Here is a 22,103-nt window from a genome sequence, read left to right on the forward strand (position 1 = left end):
ACATTGCTTTTCACTAAAAGCAAAATTAAACTTGATGCAAAAACATCAGCGGGGCTAATGAAAGCCCGCTTCTGGTTTCCTGTTCAACCTGCCGCGCGCACCCCACTGGCACACACCATGAGTACCTACGATCCCGCCGCCCTCGAATGCCTTGCCGCCATTGTGGAAGAGGGCGGTTTTGAACGTGCAGCGCAGCGCCTGAATGTCACCCAGTCGGCCGTGTCGCAGCGTCTTCGGGCGCTGGAGGCGCAGGTGGGCTCGGTGCTCATTGTGCGCAGCCGCCCGCTGCGGCCGACGTCGGCGGGGCAGTTGCTGCTCAAGCACACCAAGCAGATGCGACTTCTGCGCGCTGATCTGGAGCGCGACCTGCGTGAGCTGGCGCCCAGCGCTCCAGGCGGTGCCCGCGAAGACGAGCGCATTGCCATCGCCATCAACGCCGACAGCATTGCCACCTGGGCCATGGGCGCGCTGCACGACCTGGTGCGCCAGCGGCTGCCGCTGGAGATCATCGTGGACGACCAGGACTTCACGCAGGAGTGGCTGCGCTCAGGCCAGGTGCTGGGCTGCGTGACCACCCTCAAGCAGGCACTGCGCGGCTGCAAGATGGTGCCGCTGGGGGCCATGCACTACGTGGCCGTGGCGCAAGCAGACTATGCCGCTCAGCACCTGCCGCACGGCCTCACACCGCACAATTTTCGAGAGGTTCCGTTCCTGTCCTTCAACCGCAAGGACGACATGGCGGCAGAGTTTGTGGCGCGGGCATTCGGGCTCAAGCGGGTGGCGCTCAACCATATCTTCGTGCCGGGGTCCGAGGCGCAGATGCGCGCCGTGTCGGCCGGCTGGGCCGTGGGCGTGATCCCCGAGCTGCTGGCGCGCAGCGCACTGGCCGATGGGAGCGTGGTCAACCTGGCCCCGGGCCACTCACTGCCCGTGCAGCTTTACTGGCACTGCTGGAACCTCGAATCAGCGGTGCTGGATTCGCTGACGGCTGCGCTCACGGCCACCGCGGAGGCGGCACTGGAACCCGCCTGACAAGGCACAGCCCGGCGTCTGCAAAATGTGAACGAAATGGTTATTTCGCAACTTGACCATTTAATTTTCTACCGGCCTGTATAAAATAGAGGCATGCAAACCCTCCAGCCCAAAGTTTCCTTCAAGGAACAGATGCACCAGGCGCGCGAGGAGGCCATCCTTCAGTCGGCGTGCCGGCTGCTGGGCGAAAAGGCCTTTGACGCGATGACCATGGACGATGTCGCGAATGCCGTGGGCATCGCCAAGGCCAGCCTGTACAAGCACTTTTGCAGCAAGGAAGAGCTGTGCAGCGCCGCCATGGTGCAGATCCTGGGGCGCGTGCAAGCGTACCTGGGTAGCCTGCCTGACGAGATGCCGCCACTCGAAAAGCTGCACGCGCTGGTGCGCTGGTCGCTCGAGCGCCTGCTGACCAACGAGATGCCGCTGTTGCCCAGCCGCAATTCCACGCTGCGCGCCGTGCTGATGGCCAACAAGGATTACCTCAACGGGCTGGTCGCAGTCAGCGACCAGATCGGTGGCTGGATCGAGGAAGCCCAGAAGCAGGGCGTCATTGCGCCGACGCTGCCGCCCCTGGTGGTGCTGTACACGCTGTACGCCCGTGCCTGCGACCCGGTGGTGAGCTTCCTCAAGGAAGGCGGGCAGTATTCGGACGAGGAGATCGTCGAACTGGTAGTGCGCACGTGCTTTGAAGGCTTGGCTGCAAGGTCCTGATCTTTCGTCCACCTGTGAATCACAAAAAAGCCCGGCACTGCCGGGCTTCTGCTTTGAAAGGCCGCGTCCGTGGAACGCGGCGTTCTCTTAGCGGGGCAACAGGACCTTGTCCACCACGTGGATGACGCCATTGCTCGTGAACACGTCGGTGGCCACGATGCTGCTCTGGCGACCGCGGCTGTCGGTGATGGCCAGGCTGGCGTTGATGGTGAAAGTCTGGCCCTGCACCGTGGTGATCGCGGTGTTCACCGGTACGTCGGCCTTGAGAACCCGGCCCGGCACGACGTGGTACGTGAGGACGGATGTGAGCAAAGCCGTGTTCGCCAGCAGGGCTTCCTTGGTGACACCCAGCTCCGTCAGCAGTGCTGCAAACGCTGCATTGGTAGGCGCGAACACCGTGAAGGGGCCGGTACCCTGCAGGGTGGGCACCAGGCCGGCGGCTACGACGGCCTCGACCAGTATGCTGAAGTCGGGCAGGGCGGACGCGGTTGCCACAATGTTCTTGTCGGCAGGCAGCAGCACCTTGTCGACCAGATGCACCACGCCGTTGCTGGCCTGAATGTCAGTGGCGGTGATGTTGCTGGTGCGGTTGCGGCCGTCGGTGATGCGCAGGCCGGTGCCTGCAGCCTCCACCTTGAAGAAGCCGCCGCCCACCGGCGTGATGGCCTTGCCCAGCGGCACGCTGGCGCGGGGCACGGTGGTGCCGAGCACGTGGTAAGTCAGCACGGCGGTCAGCAGCGTCTTGTTGGCCAGCAGGGCCTCCTTGGTGACGCCCAGCTCGGTCAGCAATGCGGCAAAGGCCGCATTGGTGGGTGCGAACACCGTCAGACTTCCGGTGCTCAGCGTCGGTGCCAGCCCGGCAGCCACCACGGCCTCCACCAAAATGCTCAGATCCGGATTGGACTGGGCCAGCTCGACGATGTTGCGCTGCGGCTCATCGTCGCCGCCGCCGCACGCCTGCAGCAGCGTGGCGCTGGCGCCCGCGGCGGCTGCCATCAGGATGGTTCGGCGATTCAACAGGGAGGTGCTGTTCATGGTGGAGGTTCCTCTCTCAAAGGTGGTGGTTGATGGGCGGGGGTGAGCGGCTTACTTGGGCATCAGCACAGTGTCGATGGCGTGGATCACGCCGTTGCTGGCTGCCACGTCAGTGGCGATGACCTTCGACTGGTCCACCATCACGCCGGATGTGGTGGAGACCTTGATTTCCTGGCCCTGCACGGTCTTGACCATGCCGGCCTTCACGTCCTTGGCCATGACCTTGCCTGGTACCACGTGGTACGTCAGAACCTTGGTCAGTGCAGCCTTGTCGGCCAGCAGCCCGTCGAGGGTGGCCTTGGGGATCTTGGCGAATGCTTCATCGGTGGGTGCGAACACGGTGAACGGGCCGGGACCCTTGAGCGTGTCCACCAGACCGGCGGCCTGCACTGCGGCCACCAGCGTTTTGAAATTGCCGGCTTTCACGGCGGTGTCGACGATGTCCTGGGCCATGGCGGAGAAGGTGGCTCCAGCAGTCAGGGCCAATGCAATCAGGGTCTTCTTCATGGTGATTCCTTGGGTGTTGGTAGGGAAATCGCATACGCCAGGATGGGCGTGGCGCGAATATATAACCAATCGGTTTCGATGTAAACCAATCAGTCTCAGAATAACCAATTGGTTTCAATTTGGCAAAAAAAAGCCCTGCCGGCTGTGGCAGGGCGGTTGCTGAGCAGTTTGAAATCAGCGGATCAGCAGGATTGGTACCTTGCAGTTGGCCAGCACCTGGGTGGCGACCGAACCCATGACGAGGGTGGCAATGGCGCCGTGCCCGTGCGAGCCCATGACCACCAGGTCGAACTTGCCCGAGTCTGCGAGCTTGGAGATGCTTTCGCCCACAGCCCCCACCTTCACGCTGCGGCGTGCGTCCACACCGTGCCGTGCCAGGAACTTGCACACAGGGGCCAGCACCTTCTCGGCTTCTTCGGCGTGGTAGTTGTCGACGACTTCCTTGCCCAGCGCCGCACGGGCCCGGGGGGGCAGAGGCGGCTGCACGGTCAGCACGGTGAACTCGTGGGTGGCACCCAGCAGTTCCTCGTGGGTGGCCAGGTAGGCCAGCATCTTCTTGGTGTAGGAGCTGCCATCGACAGCAAGCAGGATCTTCATGGTTTGTTCTCCGGAAAGGGCGTGTTCAGACTACCGTGCGCAGACATCTGTTGTCTTGACCCTCGTCATGCTTTTGGCTTTTGTGCGTGCGCTGTACGGGGCAGCTGCAAGAGCAGCTTGCCTGCGCGGGATCATACGGTCACGCAACGCTGCGGATCGAAGGTATCCTGCTCGCCCTTGCGTGCATAGCCCAGCGGGTTGGCCACCACACGGCACCGCCACGCAGTGCCATCGGCCCGCGTGCCTTGCGCCGCATAGTCGCTGCGGGCGTGCAGGTGCCCGTGCAGCCACAGGTCCGTCGCGGGCAGCAGCGCATCCAGCGCGTTGCAAAAGCCCGCAGTTCCCGGTATCAGGCCATACCGCGGATCGGCGCTGCGCAGGCTGGGCGCGAAATGCGTCACCACCACGGTAGGTCCCGCCGGGTGATGTGCCGCAAGCGTCTCGGTCAACCATGCCTGGCAGATCAGCGCCTGTTCGCGCACCTCTTGTGCCATGAAGGGGACACCGAGACGGGTTGTGCCGGTCTTGCGCAGGTAGAAGTCGGCCGCCCGAAACGCCTTGTGGCGCAGCGCCAGCCGGCGGGTGAGGTCTGTGGTGCCCTCGTGGTCGGCCAACGCATCGAAGTCGCTCCACAGCGTGGTGCCCACAAACCGCGCGCCCTGCAGCAAAAGCGTTTCGCGTTCCAGCCAGGCAATGCCCAGTCGGTCGCATGTCCGGCGAAGCCGGACGTGGGCAACATCAAAATCCTGCCCGTCGTACTCGTGGTTGCCGGGCACCAGCAGCACGGGTGTGGGCCAGCCGGCATATTGCGGTAGCGGCGAGAACCGCGCCAGGCCAAAGTCGTCGTCCTGCAGGAGCGAGCCGGGCTGGTACGACCCGATGTCGCCCGCCAGCACCAGCACGTCAGCGCCCGCTGCGGGCTCGGGAACAAAGTGGGGATGCACCTCCAGGTGCAGGTCTGACAGGAGCTGGATGTTCATGCGGACTTCAGTCTACGGCCTCGTTGATGCCCCAACCAGGCCAGGCCCCGCAGTGCCAGGGGTACGCGGCATCAATCGTCGGCAAAGGTTCGGCGCGCTGACCGCGCGAGCGCCTGCAACAGCCACGTCATGGCCTCTTGCTGGGGGCCACGCCGGCGCCACAGGGCGTCCACGTGCACAGGCGGCACGTCAAAGGGCAATGTCCGCTGTACCAGCACATCGGCAATGCCTGTGACCGGCACGAAGTGCCTGGGCAATACCGTCAGCAGGTCCGACCCTGACACCACACGGCCTGCGGTGAAGAACTGGTTGACCGTGAGCACCACGCGGCGCTCGCGCCCCAGCGAGGCCAGCGCCTCATCGATGAACCCGAACGGTCTGCCGGAAAAGCTCACCAGCATGTGGCGCGCCTCGCAAAAGGCATCGAGCGTCAGGGGCTGGCTGGCCAGCGGGTGCCCCTGCCGCATCACGCACACGTATTCGCCGTCGTAGAGACGGCGGCTTTCAAAGGCCACCACGCCCCCTGACTGCGCGCGTGCTGTCAGGTCTGCAAGCGCTGCCGGGAAGTAGCCAACCGCCATGTCGGCCGACTCGTCGTCCAGCAGGCGCCGCGGGTCGCGTGTGGTCAGCGGGAGCACGCGGAGCGAAATGCCCGGTGCTTCGCGCTCGATGATCTCGACCAGCGCAGGCACCAGCGTGGCCGCCGTCGCATCGGCCATGGCCAGCACAAAGGTCGATTCGGCAGTGGCCGCATCAAACGTGCCGGGCGCCAGTGACTGCTGCAACTGGGAAAGGGCATCCCGCACGGGCGGCCACAGCGCCAGCGCGCGGGGCGTGGGCTCCACGCCCTGGCCGCTGCGCACCATCAATTCGTCACCCAGCACTTCGCGCAGGCGGCGCATGGCGTTGCTCACCGCGGGCTGCGTCAGCGACAGCTTGTGGGCGGCGCGCGTCAGGCTGCGTTCGGCCATGACCTCGTCAAACACCCGCAGCAGGTTGAGGTCGAGGGAGCGAAAGTTCAGGGGGGCCATGGCTGGCGTTTGTGGGAAGTAGCGTGGGAAAAAACAGGATGGGGCAACCGGGACGACTATGGCGCGTATCAGTGTGCTCAAGAACAACCGAAGGCCCCCACCACTGATACATCATCGATGTGAATGAATCAAATTCAGAATATAAACTTGAATCAATAAAGGGTAAACCCTAGTATTCGTCCATCGGCTGGCATATCGCCAGTCCAGATTGACAAGGGGCACCCCAAATGACCAGCTTTGCACACGTTGACTATCCCACCGAACACCCCGGCGTGGTCCGCGCCGAAAACGTCGCTGCCGCGCTCAAGAGCGCAGCAGCCCAATTTGACGGCGCACGCGGCGCCGCCACCCTGTTGCTGGCAGCGGTGGTATCCGCCTTGGTTGTGGTCGCCAACCAGGTCGTTGACACCTGGGGCGACGGGCACCTGCTCGCAGCGTGGATGGTGCTGTGGCTGGTGGCGTTTGCAGCGCTGGCGTTGTTTGCCACGCCTGCCCGTACTGCTGGCGTGGTGATCCGTCGTGCAGCCAAGTCGTGGGCTGAGTCCCGCCGCCGCGCTGCCGATGACCAGCACACGTGGCAAGTGGCCATGCGCGACCCCCGCATCATGGCGGAGCTGAACCATGCCATGGGCCTTGCGGGCGTGGACGATCTGCGCAAGTACGACTGAGCGCGTGGCCAGCAGGCCGCGCCCCTGATCAAAGCCGTGGTGACCCCACGGCTTTTTTGTCTGCTCGCCGGGCGGCCTGCCAAGCAGGTGAATGTGCGTGGATCGCGCAGGTCGAAAAAAAGCAGCCCGGAGGCTGCTTTTTCATCTGCGCCTTAAGACAGCGCCAAGCCGGCCTGCCCGCGGGACATCATGCTCCCAGGCGCTGCTCCAGCTGCGCCTTGGTGTCCAGCAGGGCGGTGGGCAGGTGGTAGGCCAGCTGCTCGAAATGGGCGGTGTGCAGGTTGAACTCTTCCTTCCACGCGGCCTTGTCGATGTTGGTCACCGCCTGGAACTGCTGGGCGCTGAAATCAAGCCCCGTCCAGTTGATCTCGGCATACTTCGGTGCCACGCCGAACATCGTTTGCTCGCCTTCGGCGCGGCCTTCGATGCGGTCGATCATCCACTTGAGCACGCGCATGTTCTCGCCGTAGCCGGGCCACACGAACTTGCCTGCCTCGTCCTTGCGGAACCAGTTCACGCAGAACACCTTGGGAACCGACTTGCCGGTGGCGGCGATCTTGCCTTCCATGTTCAGCCAGTGCTGGAAGTAGTCGCTCATGTTGTAGCCGCAGAACGGCAGCATGGCGAACGGGTCGCGGCGCACGACGCCCTGAGCGCCAAAGGCGGCCGCGGTGGTTTCACTGCCCATCGTGGCTGCCATGTACACGCCTTCCGTCCAGGTACGGGCTTCCGTCACCAGCGGCACGGTGGTGGAGCGGCGGCCGCCGAAGATGAAGGCGTCGATCGGCACGCCGCTGGCATCGTCCCACTGGGCATCCAGCGCCGGGTTGTTGGTGGCGGCCACAGTGAAGCGCGAGTTGGGGTGCGCAGCCTTGGCGCCGGTTTCCTTGGCGATCTGGGGCGTCCAGTCCTTGCCTTGCCAGTCGATCAGGTGATCGGGCAGCTTGCCGGTGTCCTTTTCCATGCCTTCCCACCACACGTCGCCGTCGTCCGTCAGGGCCACGTTGGTGAAGATCACGTCCTTGTCCAGGCTGCGCATGCAGTTGGGATTGGTGTGCATGTTGGTGCCGGGGGCCACGCCAAAGTAGCCGGCTTCGGGGTTGATGGCGTACATCTTGCCGTCCGCGTTGGGCTTGATCCAGGCGATGTCGTCACCGATCGTGGTGACCTTCCAGCCGGCAAAGCCAGCCTCGGGCGGCACCAGCATCGAGAAGTTGGTCTTGCCGCAGGCGCTCGGGAAGGCGGCTGCCACGTGGTACTTCTTGCCTTCGGGGTTGGTCACGCCCAGGATGAGCATGTGTTCGGCCAGCCAGCCCTGGTCGCGGCCCATGGTGGAGGCAATGCGCAGCGCCAGGCACTTCTTGCCCAGCAGCGCGTTGCCACCGTAACCCGAGCCATACGACCAGATTTCGCGCGTCTCGGGGTAGTGGACGATGTACTTGACCTTGGGGTTGCAGGGCCAGCTGGTGGTGTCCTTCTCGCCTTCGGCCAGGGGGGCGCCCACGGTGTGCATGCAGGGCACAAACTCGCCCTCTACGCCCAGCACGTCGTACACGGCCTTGCCCATGCGGGTCATCAGGCGCTGGTTCACGGCCACGTAGGCGCTGTCGCTCAGCTCCACGCCGATGTGGGCAATGTGGCTGCCCAGCGGGCCCATGCTGAACGGTACCACGTACATGGTGCGGCCCTTCATGCAGCCGTCAAACAGGGGCTGCAGCGTGGCGCGCATTTCGGCCGGGGCCATCCAGTTGTTGGTCGGGCCGGCGTCTTCCTTGGCGGCCGAGCAGATGTAGGTGCGATCTTCCACGCGGGCCACGTCCGAAGGATCAGACCACGCAAGGTAGCTGCCGGGGCGCTTGGCCGGATTCAGCTTCTTGAACGTACCGGCATCCACCAGCTGCTGGCAAAGGCGGTCGTACTCCTCCTTGGAGCCATCGCACCAGTAGATGCTGTCGGGCTTGCACAGTGCGGCCATGTCGGCCACCCAGGCCAGCAGCCGGGCGTTTTTGACGTAAGCGGGGGCGTTGAGATTCAGGCCCTGCATCGTGGGTGCGTTCATCGGGAGCTTCCTTAAGTTGAAAAACAGTTTTTTCAAAGGAAGCGCCCCGGCGGCGGGATCACGGCGAGGCCTGCGCAGAATGCTTTGCTGAGCGCTGCCTTTGAAAAAACGGCTTTCGGCAGCGAAGCGTGGTTGCAGACATCAGCCTGGCTGCAGCACACCCCGTTGACCTGTGCTCAGTCGGCGGGCGGTCCGTGCAGTGCAGACCCGGCTTTCCGGGGCTGGCCACGCATCCGCGGGTCGGCTGGGATGACGATTTTATGAATCGCGCTCCAAACTGTCTGTCAGATTGGGCTTAAATCTATGCAAAAGTTGCATGGGGTTATGCGGTCGCTGCGGTTTGGGCGTGCGCTTACGGGCCGCTGCGCCAGCGTTCAAACCCGGCTTTGCGCAGTTCGCACGCCGGGCAGGTGCCGCAGCCATGGCCCCAGGCGTGCAAGTGATCGCGCACACCGTGGTAGCAGGTGTGCGAGTCGGCAATGATCAGCTCCGTGAGTGCGTCGCCGCCCAGCTGTTGCGCCATCTCCCAGGTCTCGGCCTTGTCAATCCACATCAGCGGCGTCTCGAACGTGAACCGCTGGCCCATGCCCAGCGACACCGCCACCTGCAGCGCCTTGAGGGTGTCGTCCCGGCAATCCGGGTAGCCCGAAAAATCGGTCTCGCACATGCCGCCCACCAGGGTGTGCAGGCCGCGCCGGTAGCCCACGGCGGCGGCCAGGTTGAAAAACAGCAGGTTGCGCCCGGGCACGAAGGTGTTGGGCAGGCCAGCCTCGGTCATCCGGATCTCGGTTTCGCTGGTGAGCGCCGTATCGCTGATCTGGCCGAGCACGGCCAGGTCCACCATGTGGTCTTCACCCAGCCGCGCGTTCCAGGCCGGAAAGCGCTCGCGCAGGGCCGTCAGCACCGTCAGGCGGGCTTGCAACTCCACATGGTGGCGCTGTCCATAGTCGAAACCGATGGTCTCGACATGCGCAAAATGCGTGAGCGCCCATGCCAGGCAGGTGGTGGAATCCTGCCCACCGGAAAACAGGACAAGTGCGTGACCGGGTCTCATGAAAGCTCCTTGGGTGAATGCAGGGGCCCGACTTGCCGCCAGGCATGTCCCTTCAGGGGACGAAAAAAAGCCCCGCGGGGCGGGGCTGTTCCGGGGCTGTTGCCAGCCGTTCAGGCCATGTAGACCGCGATGAACGCCAGCAGGAAGATCATGATCCCACCCACCACCGGCAGCACCACCGGCATCAGGGGCACCACGTTTTCCACGGGGTCGTTGGACGAGGACTCAGGGGTATGCGGGGTGTGGGGTGCAGACATGGGGGCTCCGTTGCTTAAAACTTGCGCAATTCTAGCTGCGTCAGCGCCTGATCCCTGCAAATGCCTGCGCGAACCAGGGCCTGAACGCGGCCGCCGGGTCAGATCAGGTCGGCCTGCATGCCGGCGGCGCGCAAATGTTCCAACACCTCGTCCACGTGCGCCTTGCCCCGCGTCTGCAGCACCAGTTCAATCTCGACGTTCTGCGCGGCCAGCATCGTGAAGGCGCGCTGGTGATGCACCTCCTCGATGTTGGCACCTGCGTCTGCCACCGTGGCGGTGATGCGCGCGAGTACCCCGGGTACGTCCCGTGCGCTCACCTTGATGCGCGCCAGGCGGCCCGAGCGCACCATGCCGCGCTCGATGATCGCGGCCAGCAGCAGCGGGTCGATGTTGCCGCCGCACAGCACCAGGCCCACGCGCTTGCCCGCAAACCGCTCGGGGTAGCGCAGTAGCGCGGCCAGCCCGGCAGCACCTGCGCCCTCCACCAGCGTTTTCTCGATCTCCAGCAGCATCAGCACGGCCTGCTCAATATCGCCTTCGTCCACCAGCACCAGGTCGTCCACCAGGCGCCTGATGACTTCCTGCGTGATCGTGCCGGGGGTGCCCACCGCAATGCCCTCGGCAATCGTCGAGGTGCCCTGCGGATGGAGCGTGCCCTTGACCGCATTCACCATGGCCGGGAAGCGCGACGTCTGCACGCCGATGATCTCGATGCCGGGCCGGATCGCCTTGGCGGCCGTGGCCACGCCCGAGATCAGCCCGCCGCCACCGACCGCAATCACCAGCACGTCCAGGTCCGGAACGGCCTGCAGCATCTCCAGGCCCAGCGTCCCCTGGCCGGCGGCCACGCCCTCGTCGTCATAGGGGTGCACAAAGGTCAGCCCTTGCGCGTCTGCCAGCGCATAGGCGTGGGCGCGGGCTTCTTCCAGCGTGTCGCCATGCAGCACCACCTCGGCGCCAAACCCGCGCGTGCGCTCCACCTTCACGCCGGGCGTGAAGCGCGGCATCACGATCACCGCCCGCAGGCCCAGGCGCTGCGCGTGGTACGCCACGCCTTGGGCATGGTTGCCCGCGCTCATGGCGACCACACCGCGCGCCCGCTCCGCATCGGTCAGCAGCGTGAGGCGGTTGCACGCCCCGCGCTCCTTGAAAGATGCGGTGAACTGCAGGTTCTCGAACTTGAGGAAGACCTGTGCGCCGACGATTTGCGAAAGCGTCCTGGATTCGACGCAGGGCGTGTCCAGCACCTGGCCTTGTAGGCGGGTGGCGGCATCGCGGATGTCTTGGAGGGTGAGCATGCGGGGGATTGTGGCTGAACCGAGAACCCTGCTACGAGGGTTAACACGCGGCGCCGCGCTCATCCCTGCCGCTGCTTCTAGTCCGCTGCACGCCCTGCCGCCGCGACTTCGCTAATGTGCGCGCGCAGCACGTTGTGCTCCCACATTGGCGCTTCGGACTTGAACACCAAGCCGGTACCCACGCCCTGAGGGCTGGTGTGTCTGCGGACCGACATCGTTTGTTGCGTCCCGCCGTTGCGCTGGGAATAGCCTTCGCCGTCGTCCACGCTGTATGCGAAATAGTACGAACGCAGTAACTGCCCTTGTGAGTTGATCTTTACGCACAGCACAGAGCCGGCCAGGCTGCCGCTGGTCTGGTGTTCGCAACCGAACGTACTGTCGGAATTGACAACGAGGCCATTGCCTGTCGAAGTCGGTCCAATGTTTGTCGACAGTTGCACGGCGTCTGCAGAGAGACCTTCAGAGCCCAGCGACAGCATGCTCCAGAGGCCAACGAGACTCTGTGCTGCAAACGGGTAGCCAAAATTGAAGCGTGAAATAGCCTTCTCAGGTTCTCCCGGCAGGGTCACATACCCGGTGATCCCGCTGGTAAACCTGAACGATGCGACTCCCGCGCTTCCTGCGGCAGAGCCGGAGAGAGGGCCGCTTCCGAGATAGCGCCCGCCGGTGTAGCGGTTCAGTGCAGCGCTGACCTGACCGTTCACCACTTTTCCCGTCGCGAGGTAAAAAGTGGGTTGCCCGTTGCTTTCGTAGCCGTACATCTGCATCACGAAAGTGTCGTTTTGCACATCGATCGCGAGCCCCCGGCCGGGTTTGCCATCCAGTTCGGAGTTGACTACCCAGGTGCCCGATTGGGGTGAGAACGCGTGGGCGGCCATGGCAGACAGAAAAAGTGCGGATGCGGCCAGCTTCTTGAAAAACATCGGATTCCTTTTGCATGAAAAATTCACAAGCAATCCAATGTAGCCAGGTTGTCCGCGCAGAACAAAAAGAATATCGCCACCTTGAGGATCATCAACCGATTCCTCTAGCCGTTCGACACCACCCGCAGCACCTCCACCCCATACGCCTCCAGCTTCTTCGCCCCCATGCCGCTGATGCCCTGCAGATCCTCCAGCGACGCCGGGTTGCGCTCGGCAATCGCCGCCAGTGTGGCATCGTGAAAGATCACGTACGCAGGCAGGTTGTGCTCGCGGGCCACCTCGGCGCGCCAGGCCTTGAGGTTGATGAAGCGCACCTGCGCATCGGGCCCCAGGTTGGCCGCGGCGGCAGGCGGGGCGCTGCCCTTGGTGGTGCGTTTGGCGGGGGCTGACGAGACCGACTCGCGCAGCTGCACCGGCACCTCGCCCTTGAGCACGGCGCGCGAGCCGTCGGTGAGGCACAGGGTGTCAAAACTCATGCCGCTGTCCAGCGTCACCTTTTGCAGGCCCACCGCGCCGGTGGCGATCAGCTGGCGCAGCACGCCGCGCAACTGCGGCTCGGTCAGGTCGGCGCCAATGCCGAAGGTGGAAATCTTGTCGTGCCCGAACTGCGCGACCTTCTCGGTCTTCTTGCCGCGCAGGATGTCCATGATGTGCCCTGTGCCAAAGCCGATGCCGCTGGCCTGGTGCACGCGGTAGATGGTGGACAGCAGCTTGCGCGCAGGGTCCGTGGCGTCCCATACGGCCGGCGGGTTGATGCAGTTGTCGCAGTTGCCGCACGGGGTGGATGCCTCGCCAAAGTACGCCAGCAGCCGCACGCGGCGGCAGTCGGTGGCCTCGGCCAGGGCCAGCAGGGCGTCGAGCTTGCCGCGCAGCGCGGCCTTGAACTCCTCGCCCGCCGGGCTCTCGTCGATCATGCGGCGCTGGTTGACCACATCCTGAAGGCCATAGGCCATCCAGGCATCGGCGTTCAGGCCGTCGCGGCCCGCGCGGCCCGTCTCTTGGTAATAGCCTTCGATGTTCTTGGGCATGTCCACATGCGCCACAAAGCGCACGTCGGGTTTGTCGATACCCATGCCGAAGGCGATGGTGGCCACCATCACAATGCCTTCCTCGCGCAGGAAGCGGTCCTGGTTGTGCTGGCGCACTTTGGTATCGAGTCCAGCGTGGTAGGGCAAGGCGGTGATACCGGCATCGCTCAGCGTGGCGGCCAGCTCCTCCACGCGTTTGCGTGACTGGCAATACACCACACCCGCCTCGCCCGCATGCTCGCGCTCGATGAAGCGCAGCAGCTGCGTAGTGGCATCCTTCTTTTCGACAATCGTGTAGCGGATGTTGGGGCGGTCGAAGCTGCTGATGAACAGGCGCGCGTCTTCCAGCTGCAGCCGCTCGATGATGTCGGCGCGCGTGAGGTCATCTGCCGTAGCCGTGAGCGCAATGCGAGGCACGCCCGCATAGCGCTCGTGCAGCACCGACAGCGCCCGGTACTCGGGGCGGAAGTCGTGGCCCCACTGGCTCACGCAATGCGCTTCGTCGATCGCAAACAGCGACAGGTGCCCGCCCTGGTACAGGCTGTCCAGCAGCCCCAGAAAGCGCGGCGTGTTCAGCCGCTCGGGCGCGGCGTACAGCAGGGTGATGTCGCCGGTCTGCAGGCGCAGTTCCACGTCCTGCGTTTCGTCATAGCTCAGGGTGGAATTGAGAAACGCCGCGCTCACGCCCGCCTCGTGCAGCGCGCCCACCTGGTCGTGCATCAGCGCAATCAGTGGCGACACCACGATGGTCACCCCACGCCCCTGCTGCTGGCGCACGATGGCCGGCACCTGGTAGCACAGGCTCTTGCCGCCGCCCGTGGGCATCAGCACCAGCGCGTCGCCGCCGGCAATCACATGCTCGACGATGGCCTGCTGCGGGCCGCGAAACTGCTCATAGCCGAACACATCCTGCAGGACGGCGTGGGCGGGCGAAGGGGCAAGGGAAGAGCGCAAAGACAAAAGATACTCTGAATTTGATAGCAACAGGGGCTTATGAATCAAGCGCTACAAGGCATTTTGGGCAAAAATGCCGTGCACGGGCCCGCTGGCGAAAGGCGCTTATTGTGCGCCCGCCGGTTCCGGGCCGGCCCACCGCCGGCTCATGCGATGAAGGGGCCCACGCCCCGTGGGCTGCGCCACGCCTGCAGCGGCAGGCTCCGGGCGCCTTTGCATTAAAATCTTGCGACCCAAGGGGCGCTGCAGCCGGGTTGTGCCACACGGTGCAGCCGGTCAGGCTTGGGGACACCAACTGCGCTCACTTGTACCCACCCGCACAGTGAGCCGCACCATGCATTCCGTCATCTACACCCGCGCCCAGCAACTCCCCGACATCCTCACCCAGCGCATCGTCATCCTTGACGGCGCCATGGGCACCATGATCCAGCGCTTCAAGCTGGGCGAGGCGCAGTACCGCGGCGAGGGCTACACCGACCCCGACGGCGCAGGTGACCGCTTCAAGGACTTTCCGCGCGACGTGAAGGGCAACAACGAGTTGCTCAGCATCACCCGGCCCGACGTGATCCGCGACATCCACGAGCGGTATCTTGCCGCGGGCGCCGACCTGATCGAGACCAACACCTTCGGCGCGACCACCATCGCGCAGGAGGACTACAAGATGGCCGACCTGGCGCGCGAGATGAATCTCAAGTCCGCCCAGCTGGCCCGCGCCGCCTGCGACAAGTACAGCACGCCCGACAAGCCCCGCTTCGTGGCCGGCGCCCTGGGCCCCACCCCCAAGACGGCCAGCATCAGCCCCGACGTGAACGACCCCGGCGCGCGCAATGTGGACTTCGAGCAGCTGCGTGCCGCGTACTACGAGCAGGTCGAGGCGCTGGTGGAAGGCGGCTCCGACGTGCTGCTGGTGGAAACCATCTTCGACACGCTGAACGCCAAGGCCGCGCTGTTTGCCATCGACGAGTTCTTTGAGAACAGCGGCCAGCGCCTGCCGCTCATCATCAGCGGCACCGTGACCGACGCCTCGGGCCGCATCCTGAGCGGCCAGACCGTGACCGCTTTCTGGCACAGCGTGCGCCACTCGCGCCCGCTGGCCATCGGCCTGAACTGCGCTCTGGGCGCCACGCTGATGCGCCCCTACATCCAGGAGCTGAACCGCGTGGCCGAGGACACCTTCATCAGCTGCTACCCCAACGCCGGCCTGCCCAACCCCATGAGCGACACCGGCTTCGACGAAACGCCCGAGATCACCAGCCGCTTGGTGCACGAGTTTGCGGCCGAGGGGCTGGTGAACATTCTGGGCGGCTGCTGCGGCACCACGCCTGACCACATCGGGGCGATTGCCCAGGCGGTGGAAAACGTGCCCACGCGCAAGATGTTCTACGCTGCAGAAGCCTGAATTTGGGTCAAATCGGCTGCTGGCGCTTGTCCCATAAGCACTGGAAGCTGTAAAAAACGTAGTGAATGCCGCACTGGCGCCATGCGGCCCCCCCATTGCAAGGCAGCGCCCGGTGCGGCACCCTTGCAACCCCCAGTCAACGCGCCCCCGTGTTTCTGCCTTCCGCTCCGCCCACCCATGCTTGATACCGCTACCCCGCCCGCCCCATCCGCCCTGGAAGGCGACGACGCAGCCGCAGTCGAAGCGAAAGCCGCGGCCCACGCCGCGCTCAAGCTCGAAAAGCGCCTGGTGCGCCAGGTGGCCCAGGCCATCACCGACTTCGGTTTGATCGAAGACGGCGACAAGGTCATGGTGTGCGTCTCAGGCGGCAAAGACAGCTACGCCATGCTCGACGTGCTGCGCATGCTGCAGCAGCGCAACGGCCACAGGTTCGAGCTGATTGCCGTCAACCTCGACCAGAAGCAGCCCGGCTTTCCGGCCCATGTACTGCCCGAGTATTTGACGCAGGTGGGCGTGCCCTTCCACATCGAAACGCAGGACACCTACAGCGTCGTCAAGGAGCACATCCCCGAGGGAAAGACGATGTGCAGCCTGTGCAGCCGTTTGCGCCGGGGCATTTTGTACCGCGTGGCCGATGAGCTGGGCTGCACCAAGATCGCCCTGGGCCACCACCGCGACGACATGCTGCAGACGTTCTTCCTCAACATGTTCTTCGGCGGCAAGCTCAAGGGCATGCCACCCAAGGTGCAAAGCGACCGGGGCGACCACCTCATCATCCGCCCGCTGGCCTACGTGGCTGAAGACGACCTCACGCGTTGGGCCGAACACCGCCAGTTCCCCATCATCCCCTGCACGCTGTGCGGCAGCCAGGAGAACCTGCAGCGCAAGCAGATCGGCCAGATGCTGCGCGACTGGCAGCAGCTGTACCCCGGCCGCATCGAGAACATGGCCGTGGCGCTGCGCAACCTGGTGCCCTCGCACTTCATGGACCCGCGCCAGTTCGACTTCAAGGGCCTGGTGCCCAACGGCATGGCTGATGCGGATGGCGACAAGGCGTTTGATGCCGAAGAACTGCCTGCACAGGCCGTGGGCATGCTCGGCGGCCTGCCCCTGATCCCCCGCTGAACCTGACTCCTGACGATTTTTAGATTGGGCCACCCCATGACCACGCTCAAAGCCCCCGAACTGCTTTTGCCCGCCGGCTCGCTCGACAAGATGCGCGCGGCCTACGACTTTGGCGCCGACGCCGTGTACGCAGGCCAGCCGCGCTACAGCCTGCGCGCGCGCAACAACGAGTTCAAGCTCGAGCAGATCCGCCAGGGCATCAGCGAGGCCCACGCACGCGGCAAAAAGTTCTTTGTGACCAGCAACCTGATTGCGCACAACGACAAGATCCGCACCTACCTGCGCGACATCGAGCCCGTGATCGACTGCAAACCGGACGCATTGATCATGGCCGACGCGGGCCTGATCATGATGGTCAAGGAAAAGTGGCCCGAGCAGGTGGTGCACCTCTCGGTGCAGGCCAACACTACCAACTGGGCGGCTGTGAAGTTCTGGCAGAAGATGGGCGTGGAGCGCGTGATCCTGTCGCGTGAACTCAGCCTGGATGAAATCGAAAAGATCCGCCAGGAATGCCCCGACATGGAGCTGGAAGTGTTTGTGCACGGAGCGCTGTGCATCGCGTACTCGGGCCGGTGCCTGCTCAGCGGCTACTTCAACCACCGCGACCCCAACCAGGGCACCTGCACTAACGCCTGCCGCTGGAACTACGCCACGCACGACGCCGACATCGACCCCACCACGGGTGAAGCCATTGCGCAAAAAATGGAAGGCGACTTCAACTTCGAGGCCGCGCAGCAAAAGGCCGAACAATCTTTCGCATCGACCACCGGCAACGGCGAACGCCACCCCAAGGCCGACAAGGTCTACCTGATCGAAGAGGCGGGCCGCCCCGGGCAGATGATGCCCATCATGGAAGACGAGCACGGCACCTACATCATGAACAGCAAGGACCTGCGCGCGGTGGAGCATGTGGCCCGCCTGGCGCAGATCGGCGTGGACTCGCTCAAGATCGAAGGCCGCACCAAGAGCCTGTATTACGTGGCCCGCACCGCCCAGGTCTACCGCCGCGCCATTGACGACGCCGTGGCCGGGCGGCCCTTCAACCCCGAGCTGCTGATCGAGCTCGAAGGCTTATCGAACCGCGGCTACACCGGCGGCCTGCTGGAGCGTCGCCCCAGCAACGACTACCAGAACTACATCAACGGCCACTCGGCCACGCAGCGCAGCCAGTACGTGGGCGAGGTGCTGGGCGCTGAAGGCATTGCCGATGCGGGGCTGGCCGGCGACTGGGTGCAGGTCGAAACCAAGAACCACTTTGCCGTGGGCGACCTGATCGAAGTGGTGCACCCCAGCGGCAACATCACCGTGCGGCTGGAACAGATGCGCAACGTGGAAGGCCAGCCTGTGCAGGTGGCCCAGGGCAGCCCGGTGCGCGTGTGGATTCCGCTGCCGGCGCGGTACAGCGGGGCATTGCTGGCGCGGGTGGTGGAGTCGCTGCCGCCTGCAGCAACGCCTGAGTCTGCGTTGGCAGTGTGATGGTTCGATGAGGCTGATGCGGTCACGGAGTGATGCTGGCGTGCACGCTGCAACGGTTGCCGTTGCATGCGTGGAGGCACCTGCGTTGCCGGTTCCGGGTGGTCAGCCCCTGCTCAAGGCGACACGCCGTCGTCATGGGTGTTGCAGTTGAACCCGTTGAGTACAGCCAGGGAAGGGACTGCAAAGCGCTTTTCCTTGCTGGACTTGGTGCGGCCCTTGACGCGCTCGTAGGTGATCAGTTTCCCAGCCGGGTAGTTGACGCTGCTGCGGCCGTACTCCTTTCCTTCAACCTCCCATACGTTTTCCTTGCCGATCAGTTCAAAGTCGCCACGGCGTTGGTTGAAGCGGAACTGCAAGGTGGTGGAGGCCAGCACGTCGCCTTCGGCTTTGTCCACGGCAGTGACAAACAGCGAGGTGCCCTTGGCTTCGACGTTGTAGAACTTCTGCGCCGCGCAATAGCTTGAAGAGGCAGACAGGGGAAGGTAGCGGCCAGTCTTTGTGCCCGTCAGAACTACAAGCCGTATCTCCATCGGTCCATCGGAACGCCCATCGACTTCGTTGAGGACGAGCGCACGGTCCTGAATGCCATCACCATTCCAGTCACCCGTGGTGGATGCCCACTCCAAAAATTTTTGGCCTGGATACAGTGCAGCCACCGCTGCCTCGGCACTGGAAAACTCCCTGGGCTGCGCAGTTGCAGTGATTGCCATGGTCAGCAAGGTGATGAATGCAAAGAGGAATCGGGAGCAGCGCATGGCGTACCTTCTGTACTTGTGGGTGCGTACGGGTTAGACGGGTTCGGTGGGCGGTCGATGCCAGTTGCCCGGCTTCGCCACACAGACCTCCTGCACCAGACTGCCGCCCGCCTTCAACTGGCAAGTGGACCGGCGGGGCTGCGAAGGCGGTGCTGTGCGGTAAAGGCGACCAGCCGGTCCGCCTGAGAAGCGGATTTTGAGCAAAAACCGGCTGTAGCGCCAGCAGCTATTGTCCTGGTGGCTATAAAAAGCATAGCGAATATCCCGCTTGGACAACGCGGTGGTCCGAGCCATCGCATGTGCCCTTGTACACGCACGCTGGGCGCGGCGCCGCATTCACGCCAGAATCGCGCAACACACCGCATAGCCATGGCCGCCCCCATTGATCCTTCCCGCAGCGCCAGTGCCCTGCCGCCCGTGGCACGGTTTCTGGCTGAGGCGGCTTTGCAGCGTCAGAGCGCGCTGCTGGGGCTGGACAAGCCGGGTGCGACGCCTGCGCAGCCACCGGCTGCCGGGCAGGGGGCACCCATCGTTCCTGCGGCGCTGCCTCTGCCCGCAGCCCCGGTGCCACCCGCTGGCGACACCAGCCACATTTCGCCGCAGGCGCGCGAGCAGCTGGGGGCCGGGTTCGATCCGCAGCGCAGTGCTGGCAGTAGTGGCGCCGGTGGCATCGCTGCCCGCGCCTCTGGCCCCGCAGGCGCGCCGGGTGGCGCTGCGCCAGTCTTGCAAAGCCCGCTGCCTTCCAGCACATCCGCCTCGGCCGTGCTGCTCGGTTCCGCCACGCAAGCCGGCTCTGCGGCCTGGCCCGCTACCGGTCCGGGCGCTGCCTTGATGGGCCTGGTAGGCCAGGCGGTGGCACAGCTCACCGCAGGTGCCTCGCCGCAGCGCGTGGTGGCTGCCCAGACGTGGCCGGTGGGCCTGGCCCAATCGCTGGAGAGCGGCGCGCTGGGCGACGACATGCCGCCCCTGCAGACCTGGCTGGTGCGCCAGGGCACGGTGCAGACGCCCGACGGACCGCGCGGAGTGGCCGTAACGCTGCGCGTGCCGGTGCCGTGGCTGGCATCGCAGCCGGCCGCGCCTGCGGGCACACCTTCAGGGGCTCTGCAACTGCCGTTTACCGGCGCGCCACAGGCCTTGCAGTCGGGCGTGTTTGCGCTAGTGTTGCAGGGGGGTGAACCGCAGGGCGGGCGCACCAGCGCGCTGCTGGTGGTGGACTTTCAGCCGCTGCCGCCCGCCGTGGTGTACGGGCGCGACATGCTGCAGGCGCGGCTGGACCCCTGGACGCAGATGGCCGTGCTGCAGGCCAGCGGGCAGGTGCCGCGTGAAGAGGAAAGGGCGCGCAACGGCGGCATGGAACTGTGCGACACCCTGGGCTGCCCCTATGTCGCGCGGGCCGCGTGCGTGCAGCCTTTTTGCCACGCGATGCGCGGAATCGCCCCGCCCGAGCCCGTGGGGCCGCTGGGCCCGATGCCGCAGGCTTGACCAGCGCTACCCGGCGTTTTGCCGCACAAAAAAACCGCCAGTGCCGGGTCACGGCATCGGGCGGTTTTGCGGGCGGGCCACCGGCGCGATAGGGCCGATGGTCGCCAAGGTTCTACTGGACAGGGCGCAGGGCTTAAGGATGTCCTGCATAACCCTCGCGAGGCGGTGGTAGTGCGGATCGGGATGGGCCGCAAGGCGTCTTTTCGCAGCCAATAGGCGGGCTATTGGCAAGAAAAGCAACGCAGCGAACCGCCCGAGACCGCGCGATCACCGACCGCAGGGAGTTGTGCAGGATGTCCTTAAGGGTACAGGCCGCGCATTTCGCGGGCGTGCAGGATGCGCTGGCAGGCCACGATGAACGTTGCAGTCCGCAGGCTCACCTTGTGCTCCTGTGCCACCTCCCACACGCCCGCAAAGGCGTCTTGCATGATGCGCACCAGGCGTGCGTTGATCTCGTCTTCGCTCCAGAAGAAGCTGGAGAAATCCTGCACCCACTCGAAGTAGCTCACCGTCACGCCACCGGCGTTGGCGATCACGTCGGGCAGCACCAGCACGCCCTTGTCGTGCAGGATGTCGTCGGCTTCGGGGGTGGTGGGGCCGTTGGCGCCTTCGATCACCAGCTTGGCCTTGATCTGGCCGGCGTTGTGCTCGGTGATCTGGCCTTCCAGCGCGGCCGGGATCAGGATTTCGCAATCCACACCCCAGAACTCTTCGGGGTTCATCACGTCGGCGCCAGCAAAGCCGCCAACTCCGCCGCGGGCCTTCACATGCGCCAGCAGGGCGGGCACATCCAGGCCGTTGCCGTTGAAGATGGTGCCGGTGTGGTCCTGCACGGCCACCACCTTGGCGCCGGCTTCGGCAAACAGCTTGGCGGCAATGCCGCCCACGTTGCCAAAGCCCTGCACGGCCAGGCGTGCGCCGTCCAGCGTCAGGCCGGTGAGCTTGGCAGCTTCCACGCCCACGGTGAACACGCCGCGGCCGGTGGCCTCGACGCGGCCGAGCGAGCCGCCCAGGTCCACGGGCTTGCCGGTGACCACGCCGGTGGCGGTGGAGCCGGTGTTCATCGAATACGTGTCCATCATCCAGGCCATGATCTGGCCGTTGGTGTTCACGTCGGGTGCAGGGATGTCCTTGGAGGGGCCGATGATGATGCCGATCTCGCTGGTGTAGCGGCGCGTCAGGCGCTCCAGCTCACCCATCGACAGCTTCTTCGGGTCCACGCGGATGCCGCCCTTGGCGCCGCCGTAGGGCACGTTGACCGCGGCGTTCTTGATGCTCATCCAGGCAGACAGGGCCATCACTTCGGACAGCGTCACGTCCTGGTGAAAACGCACACCACCCTTGCCCGGGCCGCGGCTGGTGTTGTGCTGCACGCGGTAGCCTTCAAAGTGGGCGATGGTGCCGTTGTCCAGCTCGATCGGCACGTCCACGATCAGCGCGCGCTTGGGGCGCTTGAGGGTTTCGACCCAGCGGGCCAGGTGGCCCAGGTAGGGCGTGACGCGATCGACCTGCTGCAGGTAGATGCCCCAGGGGCCGAGGTTGTCGGCCTGCAGGTACGAGGGCAGCGGATGGGGCGAACCTGCGTGGGCGTTGCCCGGGGTGCCGGTGGATGAAGACATGGTGATTTCCTTGTGGGATCAATGCAAGCCGCGAAGCTTATGCCTGCGCTCTGGCGCTGTCTAAGGCCGGTCTGTTTGCGGGTTATGCGCCAAACGCATAACGTTGCCATCGC

General features: G+C 64.9%; 20 protein-coding genes and 1 riboswitch. Of the genes, 7 read left to right on the forward strand and 13 right to left on the reverse strand.

Features of this window, described 5'->3' with window-relative positions; genetic code table 11:
- The first annotated feature begins 117 nt into the window (after positions 1–117).
- The gene (locus ACTPOI_RS03020) at positions 118–1,032 is read left to right on the forward strand and encodes a LysR family transcriptional regulator ArgP (protein ID WP_069104349.1); all 915 of its coding nucleotides are present in this window, start codon (positions 118–120) and stop codon (positions 1,030–1,032) included.
- 93 nt (positions 1,033–1,125) lie between these two features.
- Positions 1,126–1,743, forward strand: a complete 618-nt coding sequence (locus ACTPOI_RS03025; RefSeq protein WP_440106272.1) for a TetR/AcrR family transcriptional regulator — start codon at positions 1,126–1,128, stop codon at positions 1,741–1,743.
- Between the two features lie 87 nt (positions 1,744–1,830).
- Here ACTPOI_RS03025 and ACTPOI_RS03030 read toward each other — a convergent pair whose 3' ends face one another.
- The 5 genes from ACTPOI_RS03030 to ACTPOI_RS03050 all read right to left on the reverse strand — a co-directional run bounded on the left by ACTPOI_RS03030 (position 1,831) and on the right by ACTPOI_RS03050 (position 5,893).
- Positions 1,831–2,778 (reverse strand): fasciclin domain-containing protein, encoded by a 948-nt coding sequence (locus ACTPOI_RS03030; protein ID WP_440106274.1) that lies wholly within the window; start codon positions 2,776–2,778, stop codon positions 1,831–1,833.
- A 51-nt stretch (positions 2,779–2,829) separates the two neighbouring features.
- Positions 2,830–3,285 (reverse strand): fasciclin domain-containing protein, encoded by a 456-nt coding sequence (locus ACTPOI_RS03035; protein ID WP_291516140.1) that lies wholly within the window; start codon positions 3,283–3,285, stop codon positions 2,830–2,832.
- 174 nt (positions 3,286–3,459) lie between these two features.
- Complete coding sequence (locus ACTPOI_RS03040) at positions 3,460–3,882, reverse strand: universal stress protein (protein ID WP_440106277.1); 423 nt, start codon at positions 3,880–3,882, stop codon at positions 3,460–3,462.
- 131 nt (positions 3,883–4,013) lie between these two features.
- The gene (locus ACTPOI_RS03045) at positions 4,014–4,862 is read right to left on the reverse strand and encodes a metallophosphoesterase (RefSeq protein ID WP_440106279.1); all 849 of its coding nucleotides are present in this window, start codon (positions 4,860–4,862) and stop codon (positions 4,014–4,016) included.
- A gap of 71 nt (positions 4,863–4,933) precedes the next feature.
- Entirely contained in the window at positions 4,934–5,893 is a 960-nt protein-coding gene (locus tag ACTPOI_RS03050; protein WP_440106281.1) for a LysR family transcriptional regulator, read from the reverse strand.
- A 227-nt stretch (positions 5,894–6,120) separates the two neighbouring features.
- On the opposite strand from ACTPOI_RS03050, the gene ACTPOI_RS03055 reads away from it, so the two are divergent.
- Positions 6,121–6,561, forward strand: coding sequence for a hypothetical protein (locus tag ACTPOI_RS03055; RefSeq protein WP_440106283.1), 441 nt, complete (start codon positions 6,121–6,123; stop codon positions 6,559–6,561).
- Between the two features lie 187 nt (positions 6,562–6,748).
- Here the strand turns inward: ACTPOI_RS03055 and ACTPOI_RS03060 are convergent, their stop codons facing one another.
- From ACTPOI_RS03060 to recQ, 6 genes are all read right to left on the reverse strand, one after another.
- Entirely contained in the window at positions 6,749–8,620 is a 1,872-nt protein-coding gene (locus ACTPOI_RS03060) for a phosphoenolpyruvate carboxykinase (GTP) (RefSeq protein ID WP_440106285.1), read from the reverse strand.
- 352 nt (positions 8,621–8,972) lie between these two features.
- On the reverse strand, positions 8,973–9,674 hold the full coding sequence (queC, locus tag ACTPOI_RS03065) for a 7-cyano-7-deazaguanine synthase QueC (protein WP_440106287.1): 702 nt from the start codon (positions 9,672–9,674) through the stop codon (positions 8,973–8,975).
- A gap of 110 nt (positions 9,675–9,784) precedes the next feature.
- A complete protein-coding gene (locus ACTPOI_RS03070; protein WP_440106289.1) occupies positions 9,785–9,931 on the reverse strand; it encodes a hypothetical protein in 147 nt (48 codons plus the stop codon).
- Between the two features lie 98 nt (positions 9,932–10,029).
- Positions 10,030–11,229 (reverse strand): threonine ammonia-lyase, encoded by a 1,200-nt coding sequence (locus ACTPOI_RS03075; protein ID WP_440106291.1) that lies wholly within the window; start codon positions 11,227–11,229, stop codon positions 10,030–10,032.
- 77 nt (positions 11,230–11,306) lie between these two features.
- The gene (locus tag ACTPOI_RS03080; protein WP_440106293.1) at positions 11,307–12,152 is read right to left on the reverse strand and encodes a hypothetical protein; all 846 of its coding nucleotides are present in this window, start codon (positions 12,150–12,152) and stop codon (positions 11,307–11,309) included.
- Between the two features lie 104 nt (positions 12,153–12,256).
- Entirely contained in the window at positions 12,257–14,134 is a 1,878-nt protein-coding gene (gene recQ / locus ACTPOI_RS03085; protein WP_440106295.1) for a DNA helicase RecQ, read from the reverse strand.
- 229 nt (positions 14,135–14,363) lie between these two features.
- Positions 14,364–14,444, forward strand: a riboswitch (S-adenosyl-L-homocysteine riboswitch).
- 24 nt (positions 14,445–14,468) lie between these two features.
- Between recQ and ACTPOI_RS03090 the strand changes: the two genes are divergently transcribed.
- From ACTPOI_RS03090 to trhP, 3 genes are all read left to right on the forward strand, one after another.
- Positions 14,469–15,533 (forward strand): homocysteine S-methyltransferase family protein, encoded by a 1,065-nt coding sequence (locus tag ACTPOI_RS03090; RefSeq protein WP_440106297.1) that lies wholly within the window; start codon positions 14,469–14,471, stop codon positions 15,531–15,533.
- Between the two features lie 177 nt (positions 15,534–15,710).
- Entirely contained in the window at positions 15,711–16,658 is a 948-nt protein-coding gene (ttcA, locus tag ACTPOI_RS03095) for a tRNA 2-thiocytidine(32) synthetase TtcA (RefSeq protein ID WP_440106299.1), read from the forward strand.
- A 36-nt stretch (positions 16,659–16,694) separates the two neighbouring features.
- Complete coding sequence (gene trhP / locus ACTPOI_RS03100) at positions 16,695–18,134, forward strand: prephenate-dependent tRNA uridine(34) hydroxylase TrhP (protein WP_440106301.1); 1,440 nt, start codon at positions 16,695–16,697, stop codon at positions 18,132–18,134.
- 113 nt (positions 18,135–18,247) lie between these two features.
- On the opposite strand, the gene ACTPOI_RS03105 is transcribed toward trhP, so the two are convergent.
- On the reverse strand, positions 18,248–18,853 hold the full coding sequence (locus ACTPOI_RS03105) for a hypothetical protein (protein WP_440106303.1): 606 nt from the start codon (positions 18,851–18,853) through the stop codon (positions 18,248–18,250).
- 405 nt (positions 18,854–19,258) lie between these two features.
- Between ACTPOI_RS03105 and ACTPOI_RS03110 the strand changes: the two genes are divergently transcribed.
- A complete protein-coding gene (locus ACTPOI_RS03110) occupies positions 19,259–20,371 on the forward strand; it encodes a hypothetical protein (protein WP_440106305.1) in 1,113 nt (370 codons plus the stop codon).
- A 299-nt stretch (positions 20,372–20,670) separates the two neighbouring features.
- Here ACTPOI_RS03110 and ACTPOI_RS03115 read toward each other — a convergent pair whose 3' ends face one another.
- A complete protein-coding gene (locus ACTPOI_RS03115; protein ID WP_440106308.1) occupies positions 20,671–21,990 on the reverse strand; it encodes a Glu/Leu/Phe/Val family dehydrogenase in 1,320 nt (439 codons plus the stop codon).
- Positions 21,991–22,103: the final 113 nt, after the last annotated feature.

Source organism: Acidovorax sp. BL-A-41-H1 (genome assembly GCF_051942715.1).